The 22009-nt window shown below is 70.5% G+C and carries 22 protein-coding genes; 5 read left to right on the top strand and 17 right to left on the bottom strand.

Annotated features, from left to right (window positions below; translation table 11 throughout):
* Positions 1-46 precede the first annotated feature (46 nt).
* From EV193_RS25620 to mtrA, 3 genes are read right to left on the bottom strand one after another with little or no spacing between them, the layout of a single operon-like run.
* A complete protein-coding gene (locus tag EV193_RS25620) occupies positions 47-1771 on the bottom strand; it encodes an LpqB family beta-propeller domain-containing protein (RefSeq protein WP_130347296.1) in 1725 nt (574 codons plus the stop codon).
* The gene (mtrB, locus tag EV193_RS25615; RefSeq protein ID WP_130347294.1) at positions 1768-3480 is read right to left on the bottom strand and encodes an MtrAB system histidine kinase MtrB; all 1713 of its coding nucleotides are present in this window, start codon (positions 3478-3480) and stop codon (positions 1768-1770) included. The genes EV193_RS25620 and mtrB overlap by 4 nt, the downstream gene beginning before the upstream one ends.
* 56 nt (positions 3481-3536) lie before the next feature.
* Positions 3537-4214, bottom strand: a complete 678-nt coding sequence (gene mtrA, locus EV193_RS25610; protein WP_130347292.1) for an MtrAB system response regulator MtrA — start codon at positions 4212-4214, stop codon at positions 3537-3539.
* A gap of 151 nt (positions 4215-4365) precedes the next feature.
* On the opposite strand from mtrA, the gene EV193_RS25605 reads away from it, so the two are divergent.
* From EV193_RS25605 to EV193_RS25595, 3 genes are read left to right on the top strand one after another with little or no spacing between them, the layout of a single operon-like run.
* A complete protein-coding gene (locus EV193_RS25605) occupies positions 4366-5139 on the top strand; it encodes an ABC transporter ATP-binding protein (RefSeq protein ID WP_130347290.1) in 774 nt (257 codons plus the stop codon).
* The gene (locus EV193_RS25600) at positions 5136-5897 is read left to right on the top strand and encodes an ABC transporter permease (RefSeq protein ID WP_130347288.1); all 762 of its coding nucleotides are present in this window, start codon (positions 5136-5138) and stop codon (positions 5895-5897) included. The genes EV193_RS25605 and EV193_RS25600 overlap by 4 nt, the downstream gene beginning before the upstream one ends.
* Before the next feature lie 15 nt (positions 5898-5912).
* The gene (locus tag EV193_RS25595) at positions 5913-6692 is read left to right on the top strand and encodes a MerR family transcriptional regulator (protein WP_130347286.1); all 780 of its coding nucleotides are present in this window, start codon (positions 5913-5915) and stop codon (positions 6690-6692) included.
* Between the two features lie 122 nt (positions 6693-6814).
* On the opposite strand, the gene EV193_RS25590 is transcribed toward EV193_RS25595, so the two are convergent.
* The 13 genes from EV193_RS25590 to EV193_RS25530 all read right to left on the bottom strand — a co-directional run bounded on the left by EV193_RS25590 (position 6815) and on the right by EV193_RS25530 (position 19242).
* Complete coding sequence (locus EV193_RS25590) at positions 6815-9631, bottom strand: AfsR/SARP family transcriptional regulator (RefSeq protein WP_130347284.1); 2817 nt, start codon at positions 9629-9631, stop codon at positions 6815-6817.
* 54 nt (positions 9632-9685) lie between these two features.
* Positions 9686-11041 (bottom strand): hypothetical protein, encoded by a 1356-nt coding sequence (locus EV193_RS25585; protein WP_130347283.1) that lies wholly within the window; start codon positions 11039-11041, stop codon positions 9686-9688.
* Between the two features lie 18 nt (positions 11042-11059).
* Entirely contained in the window at positions 11060-11473 is a 414-nt protein-coding gene (locus EV193_RS25580) for a hypothetical protein (protein WP_130347281.1), read from the bottom strand.
* 60 nt (positions 11474-11533) lie between these two features.
* Positions 11534-12319 carry a DsbA family protein gene (locus EV193_RS25575; RefSeq protein ID WP_242613661.1) on the bottom strand — a complete coding sequence of 262 codons (786 nt, stop codon included), beginning with the start codon at positions 12317-12319 and terminating at the stop codon, positions 11534-11536.
* On the bottom strand, positions 12316-12792 hold the full coding sequence (locus tag EV193_RS25570; RefSeq protein WP_130347536.1) for a MauE/DoxX family redox-associated membrane protein: 477 nt from the start codon (positions 12790-12792) through the stop codon (positions 12316-12318). Before EV193_RS25570 ends, EV193_RS25575 begins: the two co-directional genes overlap by 4 nt.
* 23 nt (positions 12793-12815) lie before the next feature.
* Positions 12816-13682, bottom strand: coding sequence for an ABC transporter permease (locus EV193_RS25565; RefSeq protein ID WP_130347279.1), 867 nt, complete (start codon positions 13680-13682; stop codon positions 12816-12818).
* Positions 13679-14659: an ATP-binding cassette domain-containing protein gene (locus tag EV193_RS25560; protein ID WP_130347277.1), complete on the bottom strand. Its 981-nt coding sequence runs from the start codon at positions 14657-14659 to the stop codon at positions 13679-13681. Before EV193_RS25560 ends, EV193_RS25565 begins: the two co-directional genes overlap by 4 nt.
* The gene (locus EV193_RS25555) at positions 14656-15075 is read right to left on the bottom strand and encodes a lasso peptide biosynthesis B2 protein (protein WP_130347275.1); all 420 of its coding nucleotides are present in this window, start codon (positions 15073-15075) and stop codon (positions 14656-14658) included. Before EV193_RS25555 ends, EV193_RS25560 begins: the two co-directional genes overlap by 4 nt.
* Entirely contained in the window at positions 15072-15332 is a 261-nt protein-coding gene (locus EV193_RS25550; RefSeq protein WP_130347273.1) for a lasso peptide biosynthesis PqqD family chaperone, read from the bottom strand. The genes EV193_RS25555 and EV193_RS25550 overlap by 4 nt, the downstream gene beginning before the upstream one ends.
* Positions 15329-17158, bottom strand: coding sequence for an asparagine synthase-related protein (locus tag EV193_RS25545; RefSeq protein ID WP_130347271.1), 1830 nt, complete (start codon positions 17156-17158; stop codon positions 15329-15331). The genes EV193_RS25550 and EV193_RS25545 overlap by 4 nt, the downstream gene beginning before the upstream one ends.
* Positions 17159-17262: 104 nt before the next feature.
* Complete coding sequence (locus EV193_RS25540; protein ID WP_130347269.1) at positions 17263-17394, bottom strand: lasso RiPP family leader peptide-containing protein; 132 nt, start codon at positions 17392-17394, stop codon at positions 17263-17265.
* Positions 17395-17548: 154 nt separating this feature from the next.
* Entirely contained in the window at positions 17549-18325 is a 777-nt protein-coding gene (locus EV193_RS25535) for an ABC transporter permease subunit (RefSeq protein WP_130347267.1), read from the bottom strand.
* A complete protein-coding gene (locus EV193_RS25530) occupies positions 18322-19242 on the bottom strand; it encodes an ABC transporter ATP-binding protein (RefSeq protein ID WP_130347265.1) in 921 nt (306 codons plus the stop codon). The genes EV193_RS25535 and EV193_RS25530 overlap by 4 nt, the downstream gene beginning before the upstream one ends.
* Before the next feature lie 156 nt (positions 19243-19398).
* On the opposite strand from EV193_RS25530, the gene EV193_RS25525 reads away from it, so the two are divergent.
* Together EV193_RS25525 and EV193_RS25520 are read left to right on the top strand one after the other, a co-directional pair.
* Entirely contained in the window at positions 19399-20586 is a 1188-nt protein-coding gene (locus tag EV193_RS25525; protein WP_207222801.1) for a sensor histidine kinase, read from the top strand.
* Complete coding sequence (locus EV193_RS25520) at positions 20583-21254, top strand: response regulator (protein WP_130347263.1); 672 nt, start codon at positions 20583-20585, stop codon at positions 21252-21254. Before EV193_RS25525 ends, EV193_RS25520 begins: the two co-directional genes overlap by 4 nt.
* Here EV193_RS25520 and EV193_RS25515 read toward each other — a convergent pair.
* On the bottom strand, positions 21251-21898 hold the full coding sequence (locus EV193_RS25515; protein WP_130347261.1) for a LuxR C-terminal-related transcriptional regulator: 648 nt from the start codon (positions 21896-21898) through the stop codon (positions 21251-21253). The genes EV193_RS25520 and EV193_RS25515 overlap by 4 nt on opposite strands.
* Positions 21899-22009 lie beyond the last annotated feature (111 nt).

The following is a 22009-nucleotide window of genomic DNA, read 5'->3' as shown; positions in this document are numbered from 1 at the left end:
GCGGGCTCGACCCGCCGTAGCCGTGAAGGGCTACAAGTAGCAGGCGCTAACCGGGGTAGAAGACCTTCGCGCCGGCGCCCCACTTCTGCGGGTGCGGCCGCCACACCTGGCCGACGTCCGAGGCGGTCCACATGCCCTCGCTGTCGATCACCACGACCTGCCGGCTCGGCGCGGCCGTGACACCGCGCACCGGCGCGGTCAGGTTCGAGCTGCTGTAGCGGTCCATCTGCATGCCGTCCACCGACACGTTCACCACCGGCAGCCCACCCTGGCTGGTGACCGCGACCAGCCTGGTCTGGTCCAGCCAGTCCACGCCGACCACGTCGTCGGAGAGCATGCCCTGCTGCAGCAGCCGCGGTGAGGCCACCGACACCGAGTTCGGCGTCCGCACCACCGTGCCGACGACCAGCTTGCCGCCCGCGATCGCCGCCAGCCGCGCGCCGTCGCGGGACAGCCGCAGCTCGGTGATCGGGCCGTACTGGAACAGCTCCGAGGCGTCGATCGGCGTCTGCACCCAGCTGTTCTGACTGGTGCGCACGACCCGCAGGATCGTGTTGCCGTCGGCGACCGTCCACAGCTCGCCGCTGCCGTTGGGCGCGTTGCTGGCCTGCCAGGTCGGTCTGGTCAGCGTCGCGGCGGCGACCGGCACCTCGCGCAGCTGTTCGCCGAACCGGCCGACCCGCAGCCGCGCTCCGGTCGCGGTCTGCTCCACCACGGCGAGCTGGACGCCGTCGATGGACTGCGCGGCGTTCTGCACGTTGTACTCGCCGCTGCCGGCCGGCCCCGGCACCGGCTGCCCGTCGCGCAGCGAGCGCACCCGGCCGTCCGTGCTGACCAGCAGCCCCGGCAGGTCGGCCCGCGGCGTCGCGACATGCGAGTAGGACGGCACATCGGTGACCCGCCAGTCGGGATGGTCGGCGATCAGCGGCTCGCCGTCGGCCTCGATGCGGATCTTGGTGGCGGCGACGTCCTTGAGCGACAGCACGATCTGCGCGGCGATCAGGTTGCGCTGGTCGGCGTTCGGCTCGCCCAGTTTGGTCAGGTTCACCACGAGCGTGCCGTTGGTGTTGTAACCGACGTTGGCGCGCGTCTCGGGCAGGAACGGCCGGGGCAGGGAGTACCGCAGCGCGTCGGACGGCCCGGAGAGCAGCGCGTCGATCGCGCGCGCGGGCAGGCCGTTGCGCGGCTGCGTCGGCACGTAGCGCGGATCGGGCACCAGCACGCCCAGCGACGTCTCGAAGAAGTACAGGTCGGTCCGCGTGTAGCGGCTGTCGAACTCCTCCTTGGTGAGCACGTAGCGGCTCGGCGGCTGGGTGATCCGCCACTGGCCGTCCTGCTGGCGCACCACGCGCACGTGCTCGTCGATCTGGCCGGCGTTGGCGATGAACGCCTTGTCCGACCCGATCCGGCCGAACGTGCGGCCGCGCAGCACCACGGTCTGCTCGTTCGGCGAGGTGTCGTCGGACGTGGACGGCGGCACGGTGCCGAACGTGTCGTCCACGATCAGCAGACCGGCATCGCCGGGCCAGCGCCGCCGCGCGTCCTCGGTGAGATAGCCCTTGGCCTGGTCGGAGTCGCCGCTGGCCATCACGAAGTTGCGCACCAGGGTGAACGGGTCGGCGTCCTTCGGCGGCTGCGGCACCGCGTTCGGGTTGGACACGTTGCCCTCGCGCACGGGCTGCGGCAGCGACTCCTCCGGGATGTTCGCGCACGACGTCACCAGCGCGAACACCAGCGCCAGCAGTACGGCGGCGCGCGACCGTGTGGTCATCGGACCTCCTCCCGCTCCTGCGTGTGACGCTCCAGCTTGGCCGGCGCGTCCACCTCACCGTCCACTGTGGACACTTCGGCGGGCTGCGGCGTGACCGTAACCTCCTCGGGCACCTGCTCCGACGACGCGTCTTCCGGGCGCAGTGGCAGCGGGCTGTCCTTCTCGCCCAGCTCGACGTCCTGCTCGCGCGGGATGGTCAGCCGGAACTGCGCGCCCTCGCCGCGCTCGCCCCACGCCTCCAGTCTGCCACCGTGCAGCCGCGCGTCCTCCACGCTGATCGCGAGGCCGAGACCGGTGCCGCCGGTGTGCCGGTTGCGCGACGGGTCGGCCCGCCAGAACCGGTTGAACACCAGCTCCGCCTCGCCGGGACGCAGCCCGACGCCGTAGTCGCGCACGCTGATCGCCAGCGCGTGCTCGTCGTAGGCCAGGCGGACCACGACCGGCCGCCCCTCGCCGTGGTCGACGGCGTTGGCCAGCAGGTTGCGCAGAATCCGCTCCACCCGGCGCGCGTCCACCTCGGCGGTCGCCTCGTGCTCGGGCAGGTCCAGCTCGATCGGGGAGCCGGCGTTGTCCGCGATGACCCGGACCGACTCGACGGCCCGCTCGACCATCGCGCGCACGTCGATCGCCTCGGCGGCCAGCTCCTCGACGCCCGCGTCCAACCGGCTGATCTCCAGCAGGTCGGCGAGCAGTGCCTCGAACCGGTCCAGCTCGTCGACCAGCAACTCGGTCGAGCGCGCCAACCCGCCGGGGAACTGCGCCCGGGACGCGTGCAGCACGTCGGCGGCCATCCGCACGGTGGTCAGCGGGGTGCGCAGCTCGTGCGACACGTCGGAGGTGAACCGCCGCTGCAGTTGGCCGAACTCCTCGAGCTGCCGGATCTGCCGCTGGATGCTTTCGGCCATCTGGTTGTACGACTCGGCGAGCCGGGCCACGTCGTCCTCGCCGATCACGACCATGCGTTCGTCCAGCTCGCCCTCGGCGAACCGTTCCGCCGCCTCGGCCGCGCGCCGGACCGGGCGCACCACCTGGCGGGTCACCAGGTTCGTGATGCCGGCCAGCAGGAGCAGCAGCACCAGCCCGCCCACCACGAGCGTGCTCTGCACCAGGTTGATCGTGTTCTGCTCGGTGGTCAGCGGGAACAGCAGGTACACCTGCAGCGGCTGCAGGGTGTTGGGGACCGGCGCGCCGACGATGAGGAACGTGGTGCGGTCGCCGTTGCGGTCCACGGTGTGGATCTGGGAGGTGGGGCTGCCCTTCTGCACGCCGGCGCGCAGACCGGCCGGCACGTCGGAGTACGGCCCGACCGCCTTCCAGGAGCTGAGGTCGCGCTCGTCGTAGGCGAACACCGGCTCGAACGCACCGGCCACCGAGTCGGCCGTGCCCTGCTGGTCGGAGCTGTTGGTGAGTTCGCTCAGGGCGCTGGCCAGGCGCAGCTGCACGTCGTCGGAGACCGGGTTGATACTGGTCAGCGCGGGCTCGACGGACTTGACCGCGGCCATCGTCTGGGCCACGGCCGCCTCGGTCTTGGTGGCCAGCAGACGGTCGCTGATCTGGCTCTGCAGCACCATGCCCAGCACGAACACCACGGCCGAGGACAGCGCGAGGGTGCTGACCACGACGCGGATCTGCAGCGAGCGGCGCCACAGTTCACCGAAGGCGGCGGACCGCTTGCGGCAGAAGGCGACGGCCCGCCCGACGCTCCGCACTGCCGCACGGGCGTGGCGGGTGACGAACGTTCTCAATACTTACCGCCGGGCACTGGTCACGGAGGCCCGGCCTTGTAGCCGACACCGCGGACGGTGAGCACGACCTCGGGGTGCTCCGGGTCCTTCTCGACCTTGGAGCGCAGCCGCTGGACATGCACGTTGACCAACCGGGTGTCCGCCGCGTGCCGGTAACCCCACACCTGCTCGAGCAGGACTTCGCGAGTGAACACCTGTCGCGGCTTGCGGGCAAGGGCCACGAGCAGGTCGAACTCCAGCGGGGTGAGCTGGATGGCGACGCCCTCGCGGGTGACCTCGTGCCCGGGGACGTCGATGGTGAGGTCGCCGATCGCCAGCGTCTCGGCCGGCTCGGACTCGGTGCGCCGCAGCCGGGCGCGTACGCGCGCGACCAGCTCCTTGGGCTTGAACGGCTTCACCACGTAGTCGTCGGCGCCGGACTCGAGGCCGAGCACGATGTCCACGGTGTCGCTCTTCGCTGTGAGCATGACGATCGGCACGCCGGACTCGGAGCGGATCGCCTTGCACACGTCGATGCCGTTCATTCCGGGCAGCATCAGATCGAGCAGCACGAGGTCGGGTTTCAGCTCGCGCAGCGCCGGCAGGGCCCGCGAGCCGTCGCCGACCACCGCGGTGTCGAACCCCTCGCCTCGCAACACGATCGTCAGCATCTCGGCGAGAGCCGGATCGTCGTCCACTACCAGCACGCGTGACTTCATGCTGCCCATCGTCCCACTCGTCACGGTGTGTTGTCCCACTACCCGCGATCTTCCCGCCTCGCGCGTGTCGCCCGAACCCGAACCCCGCTCGATTTCGGGCCGGAAACTCATCCTTGACCCTGACGCCGGGTCAACCCTCCATCCTCTGACCATGCCCATGGAGAAGACGGCGATTCGTGTGCGGGGTCTGGAGAAGTCGTACGGGACGCTCGAGGTACTGCGCGGTGTGGATTTCGACGTGGAGCCAGGGAGCATCTTCGCTCTGCTCGGCTCGAACGGGGCGGGCAAGACCACGGTGGTGAAGATCCTGTCCACGTTGCTCAAGGCCGACGCGGGGACGGCGAGCGTCAACGATTTCGACGTCGCCACGCAGGCCGAGAACGTCCGGGAATCGATCAGCCTCACGGGTCAGTTCGCGGCCGTCGACGAGATCCTCACCGGTCGGGAGAACCTCGTTCTGGTCGCCAGGCTGCGGCACCTCGAGGACCCTGGCGCGATCGCGGACGACCTGCTGCGGCGTTTCTCGCTGACCGACGCGGCCACACGCAGGGTGTCGACGTATTCGGGTGGCATGCGCCGCCGTCTGGACATCGCGATGAGCCTGATCGGGAATTCACCGGTGATCTTCCTGGACGAGCCGACCGCCGGGCTCGACCCCGAGGCGCGCATCGAGGTGTGGCACACGGTCAAGGAGCTCGCCGGCGACGGCACGACAGTGCTGCTCACCACGCAGTACCTGGACGAGGCCGAACAGCTGGCCGACCGGATCGCGATCCTGCACGAGGGCCGGATCATCGTGAACGGCACCCTCGCCGAGCTCAAGCAGCTCCTCCCGCCGGCCAACGTCGAGTACGTCGAGAAGCAGCCGACCCTGGAGGAGATCTTCCTCGCGGTCATCGGCACGAACACGAGGAAACAAGGATGACCACGTACTTCTTCAGCGACGCCGTCGTGCTCACGGGACGGACTCTGCGCCACGTCACACGCAGCATGGACACCATCATCACGACCGTGATCACGCCGATCGCGATGATGCTGATGTTCGTCTACGTATTCGGCGGCGCGATCGACACCGGGCCGGTCTCGTATGTGAACTACATGCTGCCCGGAATCCTGCTCATCACGATCGCGTCGGGCATCGCCTACACCGCGCTCCGGCTCTTCACCGACATGAACAGCGGGATCTTCGAACGATTCCACTCCATGCCGATCGCACGGTCGGGCGTGCTGTGGGCGCACGTGCTGACCTCGCTGGTCGCCAACCTGCTCTCGCTCGTGGTCGTCGTGGGCGTGGCTGTGCTCATGGGCTTCCGCTCGGGGGCCGGAGTGCTGGCCTGGCTCGCGGTCCTCGGCATCCTGCTCCTGTTCACCCTGGCGTTGACCTGGATCGCCGTGATCGCCGGTCTCTCCGCGAAAACAGCGGAAGGTGGCGGCGCGTTCTCCTACCCGCTCATCTTCCTGCCGTTCCTCAGCTCGGCGTTCGTGCCCACCGAGACCATGCCCGGCCCGGTGCGTTGGTTCGCCGAGAACCAGCCGGTGACGTCGATCGTCAACACGATCCGCGACCTGTTCGCCGAGCGGCCGGTCGGCGGCGACATCTGGACAGCTCTCGCCTGGTGCGTCGGCATCCTCGTCGTGGCGTACGTCTTCGCGATGGTCACCTATCGCCGGAAGATTTCCTGAGGCAGTCTGAGACCCGTGCTCACCATCAGTCAGCTGGCGGCGTACGCCGGGGTGACGGTGCGCGCGGTACGCCACTACCACCAGATCGGGCTGCTGCCGGAGCCCGAACGCGACCACTCCGGTTACCGGATCTACAACGCCGCCGCGGTCGTGCGACTGATCCGGATCCACACCCTGGCGGCCGCCGGCGTGCCGCTGGCCCGGGTACAGGAACTCCTCGACGCCGGCCCGGAGGAGTTCGCCGAGGGCGTCCGGGAGATCGACAAGGACCTGCGCGCCGAGATCCGGCGGCTGCGGGACACTCGCGAACGGCTCGCCCGGCTCGCCGCCGGAGAACACCTGGCGCTCCCGGCCAGCGTCGTGGGCTACCTCGACCGGCTGCGCGATCTCGGCGTCGAGGAGCGGTACATCGAGATGGAGCGGGATGTCTGGATCATGGTCGCCGCCCAGATACCGCACGAAATCGACGCCATCATCGCCGACAAGCACGAGCGACTGAACGACCCCGACATGGTGAAGCTCTACAGCCTGATCAACGGGGCGCTCGACTTGCCGGCCGACAATCCGCGGATCTACGAGATCGCGGACATCCTGGAACGCCTGATGGTTCGCGCGGTGGAGGCCGGCGAGGTGAGAGCCGACGGCACCGACGAGACGTTCGACGACCAGTTCGCCGATCTGTTGGACGCGACCCTGCTCGAGAACGCACCGGGCGCCAAGCGGCTCCTGGCGATCCTGGAGGAGCGAGGCTGGAAGGGCTGGACCCGCGTCGAGCGAGTACCCGCCGACGGCTGAACTCGCGAGTCCCGCGCTGTGCACCGGCGAGTCCCGCGCTGTGCACCCGTGAGTCCCGCGCCCTGCATCGCCCACACGTGCGCCAACGCGGGACTCACCGTGTCCGAGCGCGGAACTCGCGATCAGACGGTGCGGGTACGGGCGGCGATCTGGCCCAGCAGCAGTGCGCACTCGGCCTCGCGGGTGCCGTTGCCGAGGGTGGCGAACTGCGCGGACGCGTCGGCCAGCACCGAGGTCGCCTCGGCGTCGTGGCCGAGCGCCACGTGGGCACGGCCGATGCGCAGCCGCACCTGGGCGGTGCACCTCTGGTCCCCCAACGACTCGAGCATCCGCAACGCCGTCCGAAAGTGCTTCATCGCGCCGGTCGCGTTGTTCTCCCGCAGGCGCATCTCGCCGTAGGCGAGGTGCACGTTCGCGGTGCGGTGCTGGTCGCCCAGCTTCGCGCACATCTGCATCGCGTCGTCCAGAACGTCCCGCGCCTCGTCGATCCGACCCTCCGACAGGTAGACGCCGGAGCGACCGATCCGCGCCTGCACGCCGCCGTGCAGGTCGCCCAGCTCGTCCAGAACCGGAATCGCCTCGTCGCCACAGCCCAGCACCTCGGCCATGCGCCCCTGCACCCGGTGGATCGTGCCCAGACCGAGGATCGCCCTGGCGACCCCGTGCCGGTCGCCGATCCGTTCGCTGATCTCCTTGGACTCCTCGAGTGCGGCGACCGCATCGGCGAAGCGGTCCTCGTAGATGTCGATCTGGCCGAGCCCGCGCAGCAGCGACGCCACACCCCGATCGGCCGCCGCGCCCCGAGCGGCGGGCAGCGCGCGCAGGTAGCACTGGCGCCACTGCGGGTACACGGCCTGATGATCGAAGTAGACGCCACACACCACCGCGAGCTCCCAGGCGTGCTCGGCCAAGCCCTGACCCGCCGCCACCGCGATCACCGAGTCGAGGCCCGGCAGTTCGGCGTCGAACCAGCCGATCGCGTCCGCCACCAACCGGTCGGCCTCACCGAGTCCGCGAGCCCACCGCGTGGCGTGCCCCGGCGCGGGTTGCAGCACGCTGCCGGGCAGACGCGCCGCGGCTTGTTCGGCCAGGTACAGCCACGCCCCGACCGCGCGCTCGACCACAGTCGTGCGCTCCGCCTCCGGCTCCCGCTCCACCGTCTCGGCGGCGAACACCCGCAGCAGGTCGTGCAGGCGGTACCGAGGCCCACCGGACGCCCGGCCGACCGGTTCCACCAGGTTGGTGGCGACCAGGTCGGCCAGCAGCCGCTCGCCGGTGGCCTCGTCGGTGTCCACCAACGCCGCCGCCACCCACGACGCGAACGTGGGCACCGGCAGCAGGCCGAGCCGGCGAAACAGCGTCTGATGTGTGGCGCCGAGGCGTTCGTAGCTCAGCGCGAAGCTGGCCCGCACGGCGATGTCGCCCGCCGCCAGCCAGTCCAGCCTGCCGCGCTCGGCCGCCATCCGGTCGACCATGTCCAGGAGTGTCCAATGTGGACGGTCGACCAGTTGTGCGCCGACGATGCGTAGCGCCAGCGGAAGCCCGCCGCAGTAATCCGCGAGAGTGCGCGCCGCTTCCGGATCGGCCGCCACCCGTTCTCCGCCGACCACCTCGGCGAGCAGCGCGGTGGACTCGGTGTCGGTCAACGCGCCGATCTTGACCGAACGCCCCCATTCCAGGCCGCTCAGCCGCTGCCGACTGGTGATCACGACCGCGCACATCGCCTCCGCCGGAATGAGCAGGCGGACCTGTGCCTCATCGGCGGCGTCGTCCAGTACGAGTAGCACCCGCCGGCCGCTGAGCATGTCCCGGAAGAGCGCCGCGCATTCGTCGAGATCGGCGGGAATCATGTCGATGGGAACTCGCAGCGCGCGCAGAAACCTGGCCAGTACCGCTTTCGGCGAAACCGGGTCGGCGCTGGTGCCGCGAAGTTGGGCGAACAAGTGCCCGTCCGGATAGGAATCGCCGACCGAATGCGCGAGTCGCACCGACAATGCCGTTTTCCCGCTGCCGGCCGCACCGGTGACGACCACGACCGGTGGCGTGTCACGTGGCCGGACGAACTCGTCGGTCAATTCGCCGAGAAGCTGCCGCCGTCCGATGAAGCCGCTGCGATCCGGCGGAAGTTGGCGCGGTTTCGCCGGATCGATCACCGAGTTGACCGCCTCGGGTCGCAGTCCGGGTTCGGCCCGCAGAACACCCGCGTGGATCGCCCGAACCTCGGCCGACGGCTCGACACCCAGCTCATCCACCAGCAGCGAGTGCCACTCGCGGTACGCGTCGAGGGCCTCGGGCACCCGGCCGGAGCGAGCCAGGGCGATCATGCGCTGGCCCCGGAACCGTTCACGCAGCGGGTTCTCCTCGACCAGTGCGGCCAACTCGCCCACCAACGAGCCGTGCTCACCCAACTCCAGTTCGGCCGCGACCACGTCCTCCAGCGCACCGAGCCGCAGCTCACTCAGGTGCTCGGCCGCCTGCCGCGCGGCCGGCACCTCGATGCCGTCGAGCGGACGGCCGCGCCATGTCGCCAGCGCCGTCCGCAGCCGAGCCGCTCCCTCCACGACATCACCCGCTGAGATCAAGTCGCGCGCGGCCGCAACGTGCTCCTCGAAGCGGTCGACGTCTCGAGTACCGACCGGGGCGCGCAGCTCGTAGCCGCCCGCTCCGGTCGCGATGAACGCCTCTCGCGCATCGGTCCGCAGGGACCGCCGAAGTTGGGAGATCAGGCCCTGCAGTTGCACCCGGGCCGAGGGCGGTGGCGAGGCGCCCCAGACCTCGTCGATGAGCCGTTCCGCCGAGATCACGCGGCCGGCGTGCAGCACCAGCACGGCGAGCACGGCTCTGGCCTGCGGCGCGCCGAGTTCGACGGGCTCGCCGTCGCGCGTCACACGCAACGGGCCGAGCACGTCGAACGACCAGCCCTGCTCCCCCGCCGCCATCGCACCTCGCACCGCCGGACCAAATTTCTCCGGACTCTAACCCGGGGCAGACGGTTACGTGGTCTTTTCCTTGGACGGCTTGTACCTGTCGTAGGGAGCGGTGACATCCGGGTTGTCCATCTTGGTCTTGTACTTGGTGATCATCTCGGCGTGCCGGCCTTCCATCCTGGAATAGTTGTCGGCGATGTGCGTCATCGCGACGCCGGCCTCATACAGGTAATCTCGTGTTCGGGTGAAAGAGTCGCCGAGAGTCGTCGCCGCGTGCAGGAACGTGTTCCGCTGCTGGTTCGCGACCGCCGATTGGCCGATGCCGTCGAAAAAATGGACGGAGAGATCTTCAACCGCCTTGCGGGCCTCTTCGAAATATTGCGCCATGGTCGGAAGCGTGGCCACACCGGCTTTTCGCAGGTCCGCGACCTGGTCGACCTTGTACCCCTCCGACGCCTTGAACCGCCGGTTGTCCGGCTCGGTCATTCCGCGGAGCTCCGTCCGGGGCAGGAAAAGAAAGTCCATGTCCTTGTGCTTCATGTCCGCGGCGAGCGCATGCATCACCGTCTCACCCTTCTTGGCACCGGTGCCGAGGATTTCCTCGATCCGCGTCTCACACGACGGAATGTATTCACGGGGGTGTCCACCAATTATCGCACGGTCGCCGACTTCATCCTTATCGAGCGCCTGAACCTGAAGCAGACCGCTTGTCGCGGCGATCCCCCACTCGCCGACGGCGACCGCGCCGGCCACGCCGGCCAACGGACCCGAGGCGAACAGCGCCGCTCCGCCGGCGATGAGGCCGGCCACCAGGAGAGCGGTTTCCAGACCTGATCCCGAATCGGGCGGATCGACCTTCGCCATCAGATTCTTGGCCAGGCCGTACGCGTCAACCCGCATGGACTTCATCAGGTGCTCGTAGTGCGCCGAGGCCGCGCCGATTTCGCCGGCGAAGGCGATCTGGTACCGCATCGCAGTGCCGAGCGGTTTCAGCGAATCCGAGAAATGATCCGCCGCGGTACCCTCCCAGTGCTGGAAAAGCGACTGGAGATCGCCAATGCCTTCGTACCCCCTGGCCTCATTGATTTTTGACACGGCCAGATCGAGCGATGTGGTGATATCAGCGAAACGATCAAAACTCGCGGCATCGAAGAACACTGGAAACTCTTCCAAGGTCAGCTTCCGCATATCGTCCAGATAATCGCCCAGTCGAAATTCGCGTAACTGATCGTTGCCGTACCCGCCCCCTGCGGCCTTCTCAAGTGGTGTGAGCTTGCCTTCGTAGCGTTCGTAGATATTCTGGCACAGGTCGGCGAGTTTCTCGTCAAAGGTGCCGCCGAGATGCATGAACTTGTCGATCGGCCCCGAGCGGGGTTCGTCGGCAACCTCTGCGTATTGCGCGTCAAAATCCGCGTTGGACATGTTCAGATCCTTTCGAGTTCAGAAGTCGTCGTCCCGCAGGTAGGTGTTCTTGCTGTAGTCGTCGTTGTAATCGAGGCGCGGTTTCTTCTCGGGAGGTTCTTCCCGAGGGAGTTCCACCGGTGAGCCGCTGTCCCGCGCGGCGGCGAGCCAGGCGCTGACCTCCGGCAGCTCGTCGACCTTGCCGAGCAGGCACTCACCCCAGGTCGCCCCGCCCGCCCGGACCAGCTCCGCCAAACCTCTCAGCTCGGCGGGCGCGTCCTTCGCCTGTGCCTCGGCCGCGAGCTGCTTCGCGGCGGCGTCGACCCGCACGGCCGCCCGGCTGCGCATGATCGCCAGCCGCCACTCGTCCGTGCCGTTCGCACCGGGGCGACGGGCCATCTCATCGAGGTGCTTGTCGATACCTCGCAACGCTCGATAGGTAGCCGCTGACATCGTGCTCCTCCCCTGCCTCGCCTCTGGGCAGGGATGTCATCGCACGGCACTAAGGAACCGCTATGGACGGGCGGAGAGCACGCCGGCGAGCCAGTCGGCGTCGGTGGTCCGCACCAGCGTCCCGTTGGCCACCACTGTCGGGGTGCCGAACCGGGTGCGGCCCGAGCCGTCCGGCTGTCCCAGCGCCGGGTTCGCCACGGTCCTGGCCAACTCGTCGCGCAACCGCTGGTCGTACCGTCCCGACTGGACGCATTCTGCGAAGGCGGGCGCGGTGATGCCCACGTCTCGCCCGAGGGTCGTCAGCTGACCCTTGTCGTAGCCGCGGCCGCCCTCTCTGGGCTGGCCGGCGAGCAGGCTGTCGTGGAACGGCACGAATCGGCCGGCGTCGGCGGCGCACAGCGACGCGTTCGCGGCGTCGACCGAGTAGCCGGGCGGATCGGATCCGTGCTCCAGCAGCGGCACCATGTGATAGCGCACGCGCAGCACGCCCTCGTTGGTGAGCTGGTCGATCCGGTCGGCGCTCGATTCGTGGAATTTCGCGCACACCGGGCAGAGGAAGTCCGCGTACACGTCGAGAGTGATCTTCGCGGTCGGACTGCCGGACACGACGACGACGCCGTCCCTGGCGCCGGCGTGCTCGGGCAGCAGCCGCGCCCGGTCCACGACCCGGATGGTCTGCCCCTCGGTCTCGTTCTTCGACGCGTCGGTGGCCAGCAGCCCGACCACCACCACGGCGGCCACCACCGCCACCGCGATCGCGCCGGTCAGCAGCCTGCGCCTGCGCCGTTCCCGCTGTGCGGCCGCCAGCACCGCCGCGCCACGCCTGTCCCTGTCCGTCGAACTCACCAGTCGGCCCCCTTCCGAACGACTTCTCCACCGGCCCGCGCGCCGAGCACGCCGTCCACCGACAGCCGCGAGCGCGGCCGCGCCACGAGCCACCCCGCCATGGCGAGGAACACCAGGTCGCGGGCGATCTCCAGCGGGTACTCGGTCTGCCCGGCGGCCACCTCACCACCGCCGCCGAAACACCCGCAGTCGATGGACAGCCCGCGCGCCCACGCCTGCGCCACCCCAGCCGTGAGCACCACCAGCAGCAGCACCGACAGGACCGCGACCACCCGCGTGCCGAGACCGATCAGCAGCAGCGCCCCCAGCGCGAGCTCGGCCAGCGGCAGTACGGTCGCCGCCGGCCGCACCAGTGCGTCCGGCAGCACGTCGTAGGCGCGGACGGCGAGGTAGGTCTGGCCGGGATCGGCGATCTTGAGGACCCCGGACACCAGCAACACCACCGCGAGACCGAGCCGGGCGACGAGGTCGATGACAGCTGCGAGCCGACCCACGGTCACTCCGCGCGGGAGAATCGGCGGGCGGCGACCAGCAGCGCGCCGAATGCCAGGGCCACGACCATGGCCAGCTCGACCAGCACCGGCGGCGTCCAGCCCCACAGCTGCGGGCCCACCGCGTACCCGCCCATGTCCAGGTCGCCCGGCAGCGTCCGGCGGATCGCGTCGATGGCGTAGGTCAGCGGGTTCAGCTGAACGGCGGTGCCAAGCCAGCCGGGCAGCCCGCCCGGCGGGAACATCGCCCCGGACAGGAACATCAGCGGCATCAGGCACAGGCTGACCACGACCTGGAAGGTCTCGATCTTCCTGATGCACACCGCCGCGAGAATGCCCAGCGCGGTGAACATCAGGGCCACCAGCGAGACCTCGACCAGCGCGATGAGCAGCGCCGGGTGGTACGGCACCCCGACCGGGCCGGCGATCAGCAGCACCAGCCCGCCGTAGAGCGCGCCGGACATCGCCCCGCCGAGGCAGAGCCCGAGCAGCAGGCTCACCCGGTGCACCGGCGCGACCAGGGCCTGGCGGAGGAACCCGGCCTGACGGTCCCACACCACGGAGATGCCCACCGCGATCGCGGGCGCCTGGGTGGCCATCACGAGCACTCCGGGGAACAGGTAGCTGCGGTACTGCCGCAGGCCCTCGCCGACCTGGCCGGCGGCGGACTCCAGTCCGGTGCCGAGGATCAGCAGGAACATCAGCGGCGTGACCAGCCCCATCACGATCCGCGTGCGGTTGCGGCCGAGCCGGACGACCTCGCGGTACCAGAGCATCCTGATCGCGCGCAGGTTTCGTCGCGGCGGGTGTGCGGGCGCCGGCTCCGGCGGTGCCTCGGTGCGCGCCCGGGGTGTGTCGCTGACCTGGGTCATGCGCTCCTCCTGCCGATGTCGGCGAGCGTGGTCGGCCCGGCGTCGTCTCGGATGCTGCGGCCGGTGTAGTGCAGGAACACGTCGTCCAGCGACGGCGGTTTGACGGTCACCGAGTGCACGGCGACACCGAGTCCGGCGCACAGCCGCGGCACGAACGTGGCCCCGTCGTCGACCCGCAGCCGCACGCCGTCCGCGCCGATCTCGCCGTCCAGGCCGAAGCCCTCCCGCGCGGCCCGCACGGCGGCGTGGTCGTCGCCGGTCCGCAGCACCACGAGGTCGGCGCCGACGACGGCCTTGAGCTCGGCGGGCGTGCCGTGCGCCACGACGTCCCCGTGGTCCATGATCGCGATCCGGTCGCAGTTCTCCGCCTCCTCGAGGTGGTGCGTGGTGAGGAAGAGCGTCACGTTGCTGTCCCGCCGCAGCCGGTGCAGGTGCTCCCAGATCGCGACCCGGGTCTGCGGGTCGAGGCCGGTCGTCGGCTCGTCGAGGAACAGCACACTCGGCGTGTTCAGCAGTCCCCTGGCGATCTCCAGGCGCCTGCGCATCCCGCCGGAGTAGTCGCGGACCGGGCTGTCCTTGCGATCGGTCAGCTCCACCAGGTCCAGCAACGCGTCCACGGCGGGCTTGCTCTGCCGGCGGGACAACCCGAACAGCTCGGCGTGGAAGCGCATGTTCTCCTCGGCGGTGAGGTCCAGGTCCAGGGTGGACTCCTGGAACACCAGCCCGATCCGGTCGCGGACCTCGTGGGGTTGGGCGACCACGTCGTAGCCGGACACCTCGGCGCGGCCCGAGGTCGGCAGCAGCAGGGTGCAGAGCATCCCGATGGTGGTGGTCTTGCCGGCGCCGTTCGGCCCGAGGAACCCGAAGGTGATGCCCGCCGGCACGACGAGGTCCAGGCCGGACACGGCCTCGGTGGTGCCGTAGAACTTGTACAGCTCCTCGGTGCGCACGGCCGGCGCGTCGGATACGGAGGTCATGGCCGGCACCCCCGCACGGCCATCACCGTGTGGAACCTGGACATGTCGGACGGCTCGCCGACCGGTGATCCGTTCACCTCGACCCACGCGTGCGCGCCGAACGGTCGCTCCCGGAAGCCGGTGCACCAGTCGGGCCAGGTGCCGCGCAACCGGCACTGGATCGCCGCGGCGACGGACCGCTGCAGACAGCCGAGCCCGGCGCAGCGGTGGCTGACCGTGACGGCCGCCTGCCGGGCGAAGCGCGCCTGCTCCTCGGTCGCCGGCCGGGCGCCGGTGCTGATCAGCCGCAGCGTCTGGCGCAGCCGCCGGGGCGGGAGCAGGACGAGCAGCCGGGCAAGGCCGACCGACACGCGGGTCAGGACCTGGCCGCCGAGCGTGAGCGGCACCGATTCCTCGGCGGTGACCGGGATCGTCATGACGCCACCACCAGTCGTGCCGCCCGCAGCGAGTCGACCAGCGCGCGCACGTCGGCGACGGCCCGCGGCACCGCGCCGGGGTCGCCCTTGGTCAGCTCGTCGGCCACCTGCTCGGCGGAGCGCCCGTCCAGCAGCAGCCGCAGGGTGGTCGCGCCGGAACCGTTGAGCTGCCAGTACTTTCCGGCTCGTTCGTCGAGCAGCACCAGCCCGCCCTCGGTCTCGGTGGCGAGCACGTGCGGGGACAACGCGATGGTCATCGTGATCCTCCTGCGGGTTGACGGGCGGGCGACGCCGAGCCGCGCAGCCAGCTCTCGCACGCCACGGTGTTCTCGAACGGGGCGAGATGCCGGCTCTCCGGCGACGGGCCGTGCAGTGCGGACCGGAGGGCGGCAGGGTCGACCAGCCCGAGATCGGCGAGCCGCAGGTCGTCGCACAGCGCGAGGAACTTCTCCCGGTTGCGGCTCATCCCCTGGTACATCTCGGCGCTGAACTCGCCCTTGGTGCGCCGGTCGAGGACGTCGTCCGGCACGGCGCCGCGCAGCGACTCGACCAGGACCGGCTTGTACCGGCCGCGCCGCACACGGTCCTGGATCCGCACGGACAGCGCGGCCTCGATCACCCGGTCGTCCAGGAACGGCGCGTCCCACTCCACCCCGGACGCCGCCATGGCGCGCCTGGTCTGGCGAATGAGGGTGCCCTCGTACATCAGGTACTCCAGCACCTGATGGCGGACCCGGTCGGCGTCCAGCGGCTCGGTGCCGGCGCGCGCGGCGGCGGTGAACGCTTCGCGCACCAGGTCCACCGCGTGCGGCGTTGCCCAGCCGGGCATCCGGCTGCCACCGGTCCATCCCAGTTGCAGGGCGGGCGGACGCGGGAGCGGAGCGGTCAGCTCGCGCGCCGCCCGCGCCAGCGCCCCGGCGAAGTGGGTCCGGTCGGCCAGGCCGCGCACGACCGCGTCCAGCCGCCACCGGTTGTGCAGCCGGTACCGGTGGATCACCGGCAGGCTGCGCAGCGGGTCGTGGCGGATCAGCGACCAGAGGTAGGCGGGCATGGCGCCGAACAGCTCGTCACCGCCGATGCCCATCAGGTGCAGGGTGGATCCGGCCGACGCGGCCGTCTCGGACAGCTCGGCGAGGTGCGCGAGCCCGGCGCCCCACACCGGTGGCCCTTCGCCGGTGTCGGCTGCCCGGTACCGCTCCGGGTCGACGTCGAACCAGCTGGCCGGGCGCTGCGCCGGGATCGTGTGGTGCCGGGCGCGCGGCATCATGGCCGCGGCGCGCTCGGCGAACGCGGTGTCGTCGTTGGCGCGGTCCAGCGGTGTCACGTGGTAGGTGAGCAGGTCGGCGCCCTCGGCGTCGGCCAGGAAGCACAGCGCGGTCGAGTCCAGCCCGCCGGACAGGTCGGCGCTGACCGTTCCGCGCCCGGCCACCCGCGCCGTGATCGCGTCGGTCAGGGCGTTTCGCACCGCGCCGGCGGCCTCGGCGAGCGGCCGGTCCGAGACGGGCGGACGCCACCAGCGGATCTGGTGGGCGGCGCCGGCCCGGTCCAGGTGCAGCCAGGAGCCGGCGGCCAGCGGCTCGACGCCGGACCACACACAGCCGGCCGACAGCGGCCACGGCACCTGCGGCACGAGCAGCCGCACGGCCAGCGCGCGCTCGTCCAGCTGGGACTCGGTGAGTTCGGCGAGCAGGCCAGGGTTGCTCGCCGCGACGGTGCGGCCGTCGATCCTCGCGGTGAACAGCTGCCGTGCGGTGGACACCGTGCCCTGCGCCCGCACCTGCCCGTCCAGCGAGGCGACCAGGTGCACGCTGCCGACCGTGCGCCGGGCGTACGCGTCCAGGTCGTGCGGCGTCCTGGCCCGCCGCAGCGCGCGGGCGGCCTCGTCCGGGTCGAGCGTGGTGCGGCCGATCAGGGCGAGGCGGCGATCCGGCGCGGTGACCAGCGCGAGATCGTCCTCGCGCCACCAGCCGACCAGCCACGGCCGGCCCGACGGGTGACCGACGGTGCGCGCGCCGGCCAGTTCCGGCCGATCGCGCAATGCGTCCCACGCTTCCGGATGATCCGGAAGAACGATGAATTCCATGGCCCCAGTTTGTTTCTCGATAAATGTTCACGGCGAGAGCCGGCGATGACTGAAATCGAACGAATTCGACTGTGGCCATCGCCGGCCAACTGTCACCCGAGAGGTCAGCCGACGCAGATCGGCGCGCGGCCGCAGCCCAGGAAGTCGCGGCAGTCGCCCCACGGGGTGCACAGCGTCAGCTCGGCGAAGTCGCCGATCTCGGCCAGCATCGGCGTCTCGTACTGAGTGTTCTCCATAATTGATCTCCTCCGAAAGCGTATCGGGAAAGAAGGGGGCCCGGTTGAAATCCCCCAGTTTGTCCGCGGACATTTCCGAACGTATCGGAGAAAATGTCCCGGGTGGCCGGGACAATGTTCCCCACCGTGTCCCGATCCCGTTCCGGGACATTCGTCACGCGTCCCGCCGGGCGAGCACCGCGTATCCACCGGCGAGCGCCGCGACGGTCCAGGCGAGGAGGATCAGCAGCCCGGCGACCGGCCCGACCACCGGGTCGGCCTGTGCGCCCACCTTCATGATCTGCGCGCCGGCCTGGTCGGGCAGATACCGCGCGACCTCGCGCAGCCCGGGGACGCTGCTCGCGACCGGCGAGAGCACGAAGACGAACACGAACATGACGGTCAGCGCCAGCGCCGAGCTGCGCAGCATCATGCCGACCCCGACCGCCAGCAGGCACAGCAGCGCGAGGTACAGCGGCGCACCCACGACCGCCCGCACCGACTCGCCCTGCCCCAGCGTCACGCCGTACGGGCCGAGTGCCCGTTGTGTGGCGACGAACGCGATCAGCACGGTTACCGCCGCCACCGCGAGCGCGACCAGCGCGGCCACGGTGATCTTGCCGGCGTAGAGCAACCCGCGCCCCGGCACCGCCCCGAGCGCCGCGCGGACCGTGCCGGAGGTGTACTCCGAGCAGACCAGCAGCACGCCGAACGCGATCAGGGCGAGCTGGCCGAACTGCACGCCGACGAACCCGGAGTTGATCGGGTCGAAATCCGGCCGCACCATGTCGCTCTTCGCGTCCAGCGCGGAGCGGACCGACGAGCCGTTGAGGATGCCGAGCCCCACGCTGGCCACGACCGCGACGGCCAGCGACAGCAGCGTCGACCGCACCGTGCGGATCTTGATCCACTCGCCGTGCAGCACGGCGAACGGCGAGTTGGACACGCTCATCGAACCTCCTCCGCCTGCGGGCGGCTGCTGTACTCGGTCGAGCCGGCGGTCAGCTCGAGGAAGGCGTCCTCCAGCGACGACGAGCGCGTGCTCAGCTCGTCCAGCGCGATCCCGTTGGCCCCGGCGACGGCCCCGACCGCGCCGGCCTCCATGCCCGTGATCTCCAGCGCGCCATCGACCCGGCGCACGGTCACGGCCCGGCCGTCGAGCAGCGCGGCGAGCCGGTCCGCCTCCGGTGTGCTGACCCGCACATGGCCGCGGCGGCTGGCGGCGACGAACTCGTCGACCGTGGTGTCCGCGAGCAGCCGGCCCTGGCCGATCACGATCAGGTGGTCGGCGGTGATCGCCATCTCGCTCATCAGGTGGCTGGACACCAGCACGGTGCGCCCCTCGGCCGCGAGGTCCTTCATCAGCGTCCTGATCCAGCGCACGCCCTCCGGGTCGAGCCCGTTGACCGGCTCGTCCAGCAGCACGATCTCCGGATCGCCGAGCAGCGCCGCCGCGATGCCGAGCCGCTGGCTCATGCCGAGTGAGAACGTGCCGGCCCGCTTGCCGGCGGCCGACTCCAGCCCGACGAGCCCGAGCACCTCGTCCACCCTGCGGCGCGGGATCCGGTTGGTGGCGGCGAGCCAGAGCAGGTGGTGGTAGGCGGTCCGGCCGCCGTGCGTGGACCGTGCCTCCAGCAGCGCGCCCACGATCCGCAACGGTTCGCGCAGCTCGCGGTACGGGCGGCCGCCGAGCAGGGCGCGCCCGCCGCTCGGGTGGTCCAGCCCGAGCAGCATCCGCATGGTCGTGGACTTACCGGCGCCGTTCGGTCCGAGGAACCCGGTCACCCGCCCGGGAGCGACGTCGAAGGTGAGCCCGTCGACGGCGACCGCCGGCCCGTATCGCTTGGTCAGCTCGCGTATTTCAATCACGTACCGACCGTGCCGCAGGACCGGTACGCGCGACATCGGCCGGCGACCCGATTTCCCGCCTCGCTCCCGCAACCGACGCCGGCGCGCGGCATCATCCGCGAGGATGACGTTCTCGCGGCCGATGCCGGGCCAGATCAACCGCAGTACGGTGGCCGCGTGGTCGAGTCCGCACGGCACCAGGTGTTCACCAGGCGCCTGAGCCGGCGCGAGCTCGTCGTCCTCGACCGTATCGCCGCGGTCACCTTCACCGCGGTGTTCTTCGTGATCTCGAACTACCAGCAGATAGGCGCCGTCCCGGTGCCGGTGCGCCTCGGCGTCGCGGCGATCATGGGGCTACCGGTCGCGTTCCGCCGGCGGTGGCCGGTGCCGGTTCTCGTGGTGGTGGCCGCCGCGTCGGTCCTCGCCGCCGCGCTCGGCGTGCTCCGCGAGCCGTTCCTGGCGACGGCGTTCGCCCTGTACCTGGTCGGCGCCACGGTGCCGGCGTCGCGCTGGATTCCGACCTCGTTGATCGGCCTGACCAGCGTGATCGTCCTGGCCGGCGGGCTGATGGTGGGCTCGTCGAGTTGGCAGGCGAGCACCGTGGCGACGCACGTGGTCGGCGCCGCCCTGGCCGGCGCGGCGTGGACGGCCGGGCGGGCGATGCACGAGCGCCGGGCGTACGCCGCGCGCTCGGTCCGCGAGGTCGCGGCGAGCGCGGTCGCCGAGGAGCGCCTGCGGATCGCCCGCGAACTGCACGACATCGTCGCGCACGAGGTCGGGTTGATCGCCGTGAAGGCCGGAGTCGCCAACCACGTGCTGGCCCGCCGGCCGGACGAGGCGAGCGCGGCCCTGCGCGACATCGAGTCGGCCAGCCGCAGTGCACTCGCCGAGATGCGCAACATGCTGGGGGTGTTGCGCAGCGAGGACGAGGAGGCGGCGGCCGACCGCCGGCCAGGGCACGGTTTGGAACGCCTGCCCGAGCTGGTGGAGCGGGCGTCGATGGCCGGTGTGAGGGTGGACATCGACTCCCGGGTCGGTGTCCACCTGCCGGAGGGGGTCGACCGCTCGGCGTACCGGATCGTGCAGGAGGCGCTCACCAACGTGATCAAGCACGCCGCGCCGACCACGTGCACGGTGACGGTCACCGACAGTGGCGGCAAGCTGTGCATCGACGTGGTGGACGGGGGCGCCGCCGGCCATGGTCCTCGCCGCGCCCCCGATCGCGGCGGGAGCACGGCGGGGCACGGCTTGATCGGCATGCGGGAGCGGGTCGCGCTCTACGGCGGCACGTTCGACGCGGGCCCGTCACCCGACGGCGGGTTCGCGGTGTCCGCGCGGCTTCCCTTCCAGCGGGGGGATTCGTGAGTGATCCGATCCGCGTCCTGGTCGCCGACGATCAGGCGCTGCTGCGCGGGAGTTTCCGGCTGTTGATCGACTCCGAGCCCGGCTTCACGGTCGTCGCCGAGGCGGACAACGGCCGCACGGCGGTCGACGCGGCGCGTGAGCACAAGCCCGATGTGGTGCTGATGGACGTGCGGATGCCGGAGATGGACGGCATCGAGGCGACCAAGGCGCTGTGTGACGGCGAGGCGACCAGCGCGGTCAAGGTGCTGATCTTGACCATGTTCGACCTGGACGCCTATGTGTTCGCCGCTCTGCGCGCGGGCGCGAGCGGGTTCCTGCTCAAGGACATCCCGCCGGCCGATCTGCTGCGCGCGGTGTCGGTGGTGGCAGACGGCGAGAGCCTGCTCGCACCGGCCGTGACCCGCCGGCTGATCACCGAGTTCTGTCGCCGCCCGGAGCCGGCGACAGTGGTGCCGTCGGAACTGAGCGGGCTGACCGCGCGCGAGCGCGAGGTGCTCGTGCTGGTCGCCAAGGGCCTGTCGAATCCGGAGATCGCCAGGCATCTGCACGTGAGCACGGCGACGGTGAAGACGCACCTGGCCCACCTGCTCGACAAGCTGGACGCGCGGGACCGGATCCAGCTGGTGATCATCGCGTACGAAACCGGCCTGATCTCGCCTGCGCGCTAACTGATTCCGTTGTCGCGGGCGCGAGTGGCGGCGGCGATTCTGTCGGTGACGTCCAGCTTGCGGTACAGCCGGGTCACGTGGTTGCGCACGGTCTTCTCGGACAGCACGAGCGCGCGGGCGATCCTCCTGTTGCTGTGCCCCTTCGCGATCAACTCGAGGACCTGCCGCTCCCGCGCGGTCAGCGCCGGGAACGGGTGCTGGCCGTCGTGGTCGCGCGGTTCGGCGAGGTAACCGCCGAGCCTGCCCGCGACCGCGGAGCCGAACATCGCGCCGCCGTCCGCGACCACGCGCAGCCCGAGCAGCAGTTCTCGGTGCGATCCGCCCTTGATCACGTAGCCGCGGGCGCCCGCGCGCAGCACGCTCAGCAGCGCGTCGTCGGAGTACCGCGGCGCCATGACGAGGACGCCGCGCGGCGTCGAGCCGTTGGTCGTCACGCCACCATCGGTGAGTGCCTGGACCGCCGCGATGCACGCCGTGATGTCGTACATGCCGATCACCGCGACGTCGATGTGCCCGCCGGATGACTGGCCTGCGGCGAACTCGTCGACGCTGGCCGCCTCGCCGACGACGGTCACGGCTCCAGCGTCCTCGACCACCCGGCGAACGGCGGAACGGTACAACGGATCCTCTTCGATCAATGCCACCCGAACGAGCGCATTGGAATCCGAATAAACGTCACAATCAGAATGCGTGTCACCCAATTCGATCTCCCCCAGCAGATAGGCACGCCGGCGCGTTCGACGAAGCCATCTCAA

This window comes from Herbihabitans rhizosphaerae (genome assembly GCF_004216555.1).
In the GTDB taxonomy this organism is placed as follows: Bacteria; Actinomycetota; Actinomycetes; order Mycobacteriales; family Pseudonocardiaceae; genus Herbihabitans; species Herbihabitans rhizosphaerae.
This window is presented reverse-complemented; position numbering and strand designations above follow the sequence as displayed.

Excerpts from the sequence above, each read along its gene's own strand:
- EV193_RS25620 (WP_130347296.1), bottom strand. The coding sequence starts at position 1,771 with ATGACCACACGGTCGCGCGCCGCCGTACTGCTGGCGCTGGTGTTCGCG.
- mtrA (WP_130347292.1), bottom strand. The coding sequence starts at position 4,214 with ATGAAGTCACGCGTGCTGGTAGTGGACGACGATCCGGCTCTCGCCGAG.
- EV193_RS25605 (WP_130347290.1), top strand. The coding sequence starts at position 4,366 with ATGCCCATGGAGAAGACGGCGATTCGTGTGCGGGGTCTGGAGAAGTCG.
- EV193_RS25600 (WP_130347288.1), top strand. The coding sequence starts at position 5,136 with ATGACCACGTACTTCTTCAGCGACGCCGTCGTGCTCACGGGACGGACT.
- EV193_RS25590 (WP_130347284.1), bottom strand. The coding sequence starts at position 9,631 with ATGGCGGCGGGGGAGCAGGGCTGGTCGTTCGACGTGCTCGGCCCGTTG.
- EV193_RS25585 (WP_130347283.1), bottom strand. The coding sequence starts at position 11,041 with ATGTCCAACGCGGATTTTGACGCGCAATACGCAGAGGTTGCCGACGAA.
- EV193_RS25580 (WP_130347281.1), bottom strand. The coding sequence starts at position 11,473 with ATGTCAGCGGCTACCTATCGAGCGTTGCGAGGTATCGACAAGCACCTC.
- EV193_RS25565 (WP_130347279.1), bottom strand. The coding sequence starts at position 13,682 with ATGACCCAGGTCAGCGACACACCCCGGGCGCGCACCGAGGCACCGCCG.
- EV193_RS25560 (WP_130347277.1), bottom strand. The coding sequence starts at position 14,659 with ATGACCTCCGTATCCGACGCGCCGGCCGTGCGCACCGAGGAGCTGTAC.
- EV193_RS25555 (WP_130347275.1), bottom strand. The coding sequence starts at position 15,075 with ATGACGATCCCGGTCACCGCCGAGGAATCGGTGCCGCTCACGCTCGGC.
- EV193_RS25550 (WP_130347273.1), bottom strand. The coding sequence starts at position 15,332 with ATGACCATCGCGTTGTCCCCGCACGTGCTCGCCACCGAGACCGAGGGC.
- EV193_RS25545 (WP_130347271.1), bottom strand. The coding sequence starts at position 17,158 with ATGGAATTCATCGTTCTTCCGGATCATCCGGAAGCGTGGGACGCATTG.
- EV193_RS25540 (WP_130347269.1), bottom strand. The coding sequence starts at position 17,394 with ATGGAGAACACTCAGTACGAGACGCCGATGCTGGCCGAGATCGGCGAC.
- EV193_RS25535 (WP_130347267.1), bottom strand. The coding sequence starts at position 18,325 with ATGAGCGTGTCCAACTCGCCGTTCGCCGTGCTGCACGGCGAGTGGATC.